This is a genomic window from Pseudomonas sp. 2,4-D (genome assembly GCF_030418155.1).
Lineage (GTDB): Bacteria > Pseudomonadota > Gammaproteobacteria > Pseudomonadales > Pseudomonadaceae > Aquipseudomonas > Aquipseudomonas alloputida.
Map to the genome: position 1 here is coordinate 1 of NZ_JAUHUI010000078.1, position 6,739 is coordinate 6,739.

Annotated in this window: 6 protein-coding genes; 3 read left to right on the top strand and 3 right to left on the bottom strand. The window is 62.9% G+C overall.

What is annotated here, in order from left to right; genetic code table 11:
- Positions 1-61: 61 nt before the first annotated feature.
- From QYE47_RS27045 to QYE47_RS27055, 3 genes are all read right to left on the bottom strand, one after another.
- A complete protein-coding gene (locus QYE47_RS27045; RefSeq protein ID WP_014592268.1) occupies positions 62-1,303 on the bottom strand; it encodes an MFS transporter in 1,242 nt (413 codons plus the stop codon).
- Between the two features lie 207 nt (positions 1,304-1,510).
- Positions 1,511-2,353 (bottom strand): mechanosensitive ion channel family protein, encoded by an 843-nt coding sequence (locus tag QYE47_RS27050; RefSeq protein ID WP_003251892.1) that lies wholly within the window; start codon positions 2,351-2,353, stop codon positions 1,511-1,513.
- Between the two features lie 116 nt (positions 2,354-2,469).
- Positions 2,470-2,955 carry a YajQ family cyclic di-GMP-binding protein gene (locus QYE47_RS27055; RefSeq protein ID WP_003251890.1) on the bottom strand — a complete coding sequence of 162 codons (486 nt, stop codon included), beginning with the start codon at positions 2,953-2,955 and terminating at the stop codon, positions 2,470-2,472.
- A gap of 100 nt (positions 2,956-3,055) precedes the next feature.
- Between QYE47_RS27055 and QYE47_RS27060 the strand changes: the two genes are divergently transcribed.
- Genes QYE47_RS27060 through QYE47_RS27070 form a run of 3 tightly spaced genes read left to right on the top strand, consistent with a single transcriptional unit; the run spans position 3,056 to position 6,609 of the window.
- Positions 3,056-3,973: a putative 2-dehydropantoate 2-reductase gene (locus QYE47_RS27060; RefSeq protein WP_014592270.1), complete on the top strand. Its 918-nt coding sequence runs from the start codon at positions 3,056-3,058 to the stop codon at positions 3,971-3,973.
- A 37-nt stretch (positions 3,974-4,010) separates the two neighbouring features.
- On the top strand, positions 4,011-6,041 hold the full coding sequence (locus QYE47_RS27065; protein ID WP_014592271.1) for an ATP-binding protein: 2,031 nt from the start codon (positions 4,011-4,013) through the stop codon (positions 6,039-6,041).
- A gap of 1 nt (position 6,042) precedes the next feature.
- Complete coding sequence (locus tag QYE47_RS27070; RefSeq protein ID WP_014592272.1) at positions 6,043-6,609, top strand: cob(I)yrinic acid a,c-diamide adenosyltransferase; 567 nt, start codon at positions 6,043-6,045, stop codon at positions 6,607-6,609.
- Positions 6,610-6,739: the final 130 nt, after the last annotated feature.

Here is a 6,739-nt window from a genome sequence, read left to right on the forward strand (position 1 = left end):
CCGCGTTGTCTTGTAGGAGCGGGTTTACCCGCGAAGAGGCCGGCACAGGCAATACCGCTTATCAAGCAACAGCCCCTTCCCCAGGCCGCCCACCCACCACAAACCACAGCGGCCACAGCGCCAACGCCCCCGCCACCCCCGCTGCCAGGGCAAAATGCAGCAAGCTGGCGCCGGCGCCAATCATCGCCAGCAGCGCTCCACCGAGCCCCAGCAAGGCAATGGTGATCATCCCCAGCATGGCCGAAACCAGCCCCTTGCTCTGCTCACTGGAGAACAGCGTCATGCGGTACAGCACCGCATTGGCCACGCCCAACCCAAGCGCGTACAGCGACATGCCGGCCACCACACTGGTCACGCTGGGCCAGCGCCAAGTCGCCAGCACCATCAGGCACAGGCCAGCCAGGTATGGCCAGAGCGCGCCACGCACCAGGGCTGGCAGCGGGTAGCGATCGGCAATACGGTTGATGATCAGGTTACCGAGGATCAGCCCGCCAAAGACCGGCAACTGCCACAAGGCATACTCCAGGGTACTCAACCCCTCATCGTGAATCAGCAGCACCGGCGACAGGCCAATCCAGCCAATCAGCGGTAAGCCGACCAACCCAAGGGCGGCGCTGCCTGCAACGAAGCGGCGGTTGCCCAGCAACTGGCCATAGCCCGCCAACAGTGGCAGCAGGTGAATCGGCGTGAACGCCAGCCGCGAGCCGTCACGGCGCTCCACGCCCAGGGTTTCCGGCATCAGGCGGTACAGCAGCAGCCAGGCCAGCACCGCGCCGATGGCGAACGCCACGAACAGCCAGCGCCAGTCCAGCCATTGCAGCAGCAAGGTGCCCACCAGCGGCCCGAGCAGGGGCGACAGCAAGGCGATGTTGGCCAGCAGGGCCATCATGCGTACGGCATCAGCCTCGCTGAAAGCCTCGTTCAGGGCTGGGTAGCTGACGGTGACCACGAAGCCCAGGCCAATGCCCTGCAACAGGCGCAACAGGTTGAACAGGCCGATGTCCTGGACCCAGAAGGTAGCCAGGCAGGCCAGGCCAAAGAATGCGCAGCCGACCAGCAGCAGCGGGCGCCGTCCATAACGGTCGGCCAACGGGCCGATCAGCCATTGCAGTACCACGCCCCCCAGCAGGTACAGGTTGAGGGCATGGGGTATGTATTCGGGGCTGGCGTCGAGGTCGCTGACCACGACCGGCATGGCCGGCATGACCGCGTCGCTGGCCAGGTAGGTCAGCAGTTCGAACAGGGCCAGGGTCAGGCCGAACAGCAAGGCACGCAGAGGGGTGATATACAGCAGTGGTTTCATGATGGCGTATCGGGTGTGGCGGGCGGGGTCACGCTATATGCCAGAAATGGCTGGAAATTGCTGTGAACAAGTGTAATCAGGGTCGGAAAAAGCTGGGGCCGCTTTGCGCCCCTTCGCGGGCAAGCCCGCTCCTACAAACACGCATGTCCTCGTAGGGGCGGGCTTGCCCGCGAAGGGGCGCAAAGCGGCCCCGGCTTGAACGCGGTATTACTGCGTTGCAGTCTCCTGCACCACGCGAATAACCCGCTGCGGAAACGGAATGTCGATCCCTTCGGCTTTCAACCGGTCACGCGCATACTCGTTGAGCATGAACATCACATCCCAGTAATCGGAGGTCTTGGTCCACAAGCGCAGCGATACGGTGATCGAGCTGTCGCCCAGCGTCGACACGACCGCCTGCGGTGCCGGGTCTTGCAGAACACGCGGGTCCTTTGCCAGCTCCAGCAACACATTGCGGGCCTTCTGCAGGTCGGCCTCGTAGTCAACGCCCACATCGAACACCACCTTGCGCGTCGGCTGGCGGTTGGTGTTGGTAATGATGCCGTTGGACAGGCTGCCATTGGGCATGATGACCGTCTTGTTGTCACCGGTGCGCAGCACGGTGTGGAAGATCTGGATACTGTCGACGGTGCCGGCAACGCCCTGCGCCTCGATCCAGTCACCGATACGGAACGGGCGGAACATCAGGATCAGCACACCACCGGCGAAGTTCGCCAGGCTGCCCTGCAAGGCAAGGCCGATGGCCAGGCCTGCGGCACCGATGGCGGCGACGAACGAGGTGGTCTCGATGCCGATCATCGAGGCCACGCTGACCAACAGCAGCACCTTCAGCACGATGTTCGCCAGGGTGCTGATGAAGCCCTGCAGCGCCAGGTCGGCGTTGCGCAGGCCAACCAGCTTGCCGAGGCGGGCGCTGACCTTGTTGATGATCCACCAGCCGACCGCCAAGGTCAGCAGTGCCAGCAGCACACGGCTGCCGTATTCCATGATCAAAGGGATCCACGTTTGGGATTGGCGGACGAGCTGGTCGACCTCAGCGTTCAAATCCATATTCATCTCCTGATGCCGAGCGGCAAGTACACGGTAGAACAGGCCGCGCGTGTTATTACGCAACCACGGCCCCCATGGACATCATTTGGCCATCGGGGTTCCGGGCCACCCCCGCATCAGTCGCGGAAGTTGTTGAACTGCAGCGGCATGTCGAATTCCTTGGTGCGCAGCAGGGCAATGGCTTCCTGCAGATCGTCACGTTTCTTGCCGGTTACCCGTACCTGCTCACCCTGGATGGCGGCCTGTACTTTCAGCTTGCCATCCTTGATGGTGGCTACGATCTTTTTTGCCAGGTCCTTGTCGATGCCTTCGCGGAACTTGGCTTCCTGTTTCTTTTCCTTGCCGGAGGCGTAGGGGTCCTTGGTTTCCAGGCACTTCACGTCGATCTTGCGCTTGACCAGTGCCAGGCGCAGGATCTCCAGCATCGCCTCGAGCTGGAACTCTTCCTCGGCGGTGAGCATCACGGTCTGCTCTTTGTCCTTGAACTCGAAGGTGCCTTTGCCCTTGAGGTCGTAGCGGCGGTCCAGTTCCTTGATGGCGTTGTCGACCGCGTTCTGCACTTCGTGCTTGTCCAGTTCCGATACCACGTCGAACGAAGGCATGGTTGTTCTCCCAAAATAAAAGCGCGCTCAGGCTGAAGATGGAGCGCGCTGGGTTTGAAGGTTAAAATGCGGGCTCATTATAACGGGTTGCGAAACGCATATGAGCAGCACCTGGCATATTCTCGGCGCCGGTAGCCTTGGCAGTCTGTGGGCCTGCCGCCTGGCACGCGCAGGCAAGGCCGTGCGCCTGATCCTGCGTGACGGGCAACGGCTACAGGCTTATCAGCAGGCCGGTGGCCTGACCCTGGTCGAACAGGAGCAAACCCGGCACTACGCCATACCTGCCGAAACGGCGCAAGCGCAAGGCCCGATCCACCGGCTGCTGGTGGCCTGCAAGGCCTATGACGCTGCCCCGGCGATTGCCGGTCTAGCGCCACGGCTGGCCGAGAGCGCCGAAGTGCTGCTGTTGCAGAATGGCCTTGGCAGCCAGGATGAAGTCGCAGACCTGGTGCCGCACGCTCGCTGCATCTTCGCCTCCAGCACCGAAGGCGCCTTCCGCGAGGGGGACTGGCAGGTGCGTTTTGCCGGCCATGGCTTCAACTGGCTGGGCGACCCACGTAACCCCATGATCCCCGCCTGGTTCGATGACCTGCACGAGGCCGGTATCCCCGCAGAATGGACAGTAGACATACTGACCCGCCTGTGGCGCAAGTTGGCGCTCAATTGCGCCATCAACCCGCTGACCGTGCTTCACGATTGCCAGAATGGCGGGCTGCTGGGGCACCTGGGTGAAGTGCAAGCCCTGTGCGTCGAACTGGCCCGACTGCTGCGCCGTTGCGGCCAGCCGCAAGCAGCCGAGGGGCTGGAGGAAGAAGTGCAGCGGGTAATCCTCGCCACCGCAGCCAACTACTCTTCCATGTACCAGGACGTGCATGCAGGACGACGCACCGAGTTGCACTACCTGCTCGGCCATGCTTGCCGCGCTGCGGGCCGTCATGGCCTGCACTTGCCGCAGCTGGAACACCTGCTGCAGCGCTTGGTCGAAAACCTGCGCGCGCGTGGTTTGCCCTGCGACTGACGCGGCCCTTCAACCGGATACGGACATTGCCTTGCCCATGACCTTGCGCCAACGCCTGGAAAACCTCCCGGTCGGGCAGAAGCTGCTGGCGGCCCTGCTGGTATTGCTGGTGACCATCTTGCTGATGGCCAACCTCACCTTCATCAGCGCCGCCTACTGGATCACCCAGGAAAGCATGGCGCCCCAGGCCATGCAGACCATCGGCCGGCTGGTGGCCAATCCTCAGCTTGCAGCCCGCGCCGGCGACACCCCGGAAACCGCCCGTGCCCTGCTCAAGGAACTGGACAGTTACACACCGCTGCGCGCCGCCGCGGTCTACGGTGGCGATGGCCGAATGCTGGCGCAGTTGCAGCATGGCGAGCCGCTGGCCCTGCCCAAACGTTTTCGCAACATCGACGGCTGGCGCCTGATGGAGTTTCGCAGCACTCAGTTGATCCGCATCCCCCGCGATGCCAACCCACCGGCACACTTGCTGCTGGTAGCCAGCAGCGAACTGCCCACGGCCTTCTACACCGGCACACTCAGCGCCAGCCTGGGCATCCTGGTGTTCAGTGTCCTGCTATGGATCGTCATCGCCCGGCAGATCAAACGCCTGATCACCCAACCGATCAACCAGCTTGAGGAACTCAGCCGCCAGGTTACCCGCGAAGAGAGCTACGCCTTGCGCGCCCAACGCGGCAACGATGATGAAATCGGCAGCCTGGCCGAGGCCTTCAACACCATGCTGTCGCGCATCGAGGCCCGCGAGCAGCAGCTCAAGAGCGCCCGCGACGAGTTCCAGAGTGCCTACGACCAGGCTCAGGGCCTTGCCGAAGAAACCCGCCACACCAACCGCAAGCTGGAACTGGAAGTACAGGTACGCAGCAAGATCGAGAAAAAGCTCACCGGTTTTCAGAACTACCTCAACAGCATCATCGACTCGATGCCCTCGGCACTGATCGCCCTCGACGAACAGCTTTACGTGACCCAATGGAACCACGAAGCCACGGTGCTTTCCGGCACGCCACTGGACGAGGCACTTAACCAGCCGGTGTTCATTGCGTTCGAGCCGCTGAAGCCGTTCCTCCCGCAACTGAAGGAAACCGTGGAAAAACATCGAGTGGCGAAGATCGAGCGGGTAACCTGGCCCAAGGGCGACGACCTACGCCACTACGCCCTGACCTTCTACCCACTGACGGGCGGCGGCGGGCGCGGCGTGGTCATTCGTATCGACGACATCACCCAGCGTCTGTCATTGGAAGAGATGATGGTGCAGTCAGAAAAAATGCTCTCGGTCGGGGGGCTGGCTGCCGGCATGGCGCACGAAATCAACAACCCGCTGGGCGCTATCCTGCACAACGTGCAGAACATTCGCCGACGCCTGTCGTCCGACCTGCCGCGCAACCAGGAACAGGCCGAAGAGCTGGGCATCGACCTGGCCACGATCAACCGCTACCTGGACAGCCGCGAGGTGCCGCAACTGCTCGACGGCATTCAGCAGGCCGGCGCCCGGGCGGCGAAGATCGTCACCCACATGCTCAGCTTCAGCCGCCGCAGCAACCGCCAGCTGGTGCCATGCGAGCTGCCGGCACTGATCGATCAGGCGCTTGAAATTGCCGGCAATGACTTCGATCTGGCCATCGGCTTCGACTTCAAGGGGCAAGCCATCGTGCGCCAGTTCGACCCCGACCTGGGGCCGGTGCCATGCACCGCCAACGAGCTGGAACAAGTACTGCTCAACTTGCTGAAGAATGCAGCCCAGGCCATCCACCAACGCCCGCAACCCAGCGAGCCCGGACGCATCACACTGCGCACCCGGCTAAGCCCGCCATGGGCCGAAATCCAGGTCGAAGACAACGGCGTCGGCATGCCCGAGGCGGTGCGCAAGCGCACCTTCGAGCCGTTCTTCACCACCAAGGAAATCGGCCAGGGTACCGGCCTGGGCCTGTCGGTCTCCTACTTCATCATCACCAACAACCACAAGGGGCAGATGGAAGTGCAATCCACGCCAGGCCAAGGCACCTGCTTTACCCTACGCCTGCCCCTCACCCAGCCGGCAGCGGCGGTGCCGGCCAGAACGGAGCAATGACATGGGCTACCGCCTTTCGAAGATTTATACCCGCACCGGCGACAAAGGCGAAACCGGCCTGGGCGACGGCCGCCGGGTGCCCAAGGACCACCCGCGGATCGAAGCGATTGGCGAGGTGGACAGCCTGAACAGCCAGTTGGGGTTGCTGCTGGCGGGGCTCGCCGAGCACGGGCTGAATGAAGTGACCGCAGTATTGGCGCCGTGTCAGCACCGCTTGTTCGACCTGGGTGGCGAGCTGGCGATGCCCAGTTACCAGGCGTTGAACCTGGCGGAAGTGGAACGCCTGGAGGCGGCCATCGATGTGTGGAACGAAGAGCTGGGGCCACTGAAGAACTTCATTCTGCCCAGTGGTTCGGCGCTGGTGGCGCAGGCGCATGTGTGCCGCAGTCTGGCGCGCAGTGCAGAGCGCCGGTGCCAGCAGTTGAATGCCATGGAGCCGCTGGAAGGCGTTGGTTTGGCGTATATCAACCGGCTTTCCGATCTATTGTTCGTGGCGGCGCGGATCATCGGGCGGCGCCAGGGGGTGGCTGAGGTTTTGTGGCAGCCCGCAGAGAAACCGAAAGGCTGATACTTCTGGGGCTGCTTTGCAGCCCATTCGCGGGCTTGCCCGCTCCCACAGGTTGGACTGCCCCCCAAAAGTTGGACAGTTCTAAGCTACAGCCCGAGCCCTGTATTCCACAGGGCTCAGGCCATTGAGT

Excerpts from the sequence above, each read along its gene's own strand:
- QYE47_RS27045 (WP_014592268.1), bottom strand. The coding sequence starts at position 1,303 with ATGAAACCACTGCTGTATATCACCCCTCTGCGTGCCTTGCTGTTCGGC.
- QYE47_RS27050 (WP_003251892.1), bottom strand. The coding sequence starts at position 2,353 with ATGGATTTGAACGCTGAGGTCGACCAGCTCGTCCGCCAATCCCAAACG.
- QYE47_RS27055 (WP_003251890.1), bottom strand. The coding sequence starts at position 2,955 with ATGCCTTCGTTCGACGTGGTATCGGAACTGGACAAGCACGAAGTGCAG.
- QYE47_RS27060 (WP_014592270.1), top strand. The coding sequence starts at position 3,056 with ATGAGCAGCACCTGGCATATTCTCGGCGCCGGTAGCCTTGGCAGTCTG.
- QYE47_RS27065 (WP_014592271.1), top strand. The coding sequence starts at position 4,011 with ATGACCTTGCGCCAACGCCTGGAAAACCTCCCGGTCGGGCAGAAGCTG.
- QYE47_RS27070 (WP_014592272.1), top strand. The coding sequence starts at position 6,043 with ATGGGCTACCGCCTTTCGAAGATTTATACCCGCACCGGCGACAAAGGC.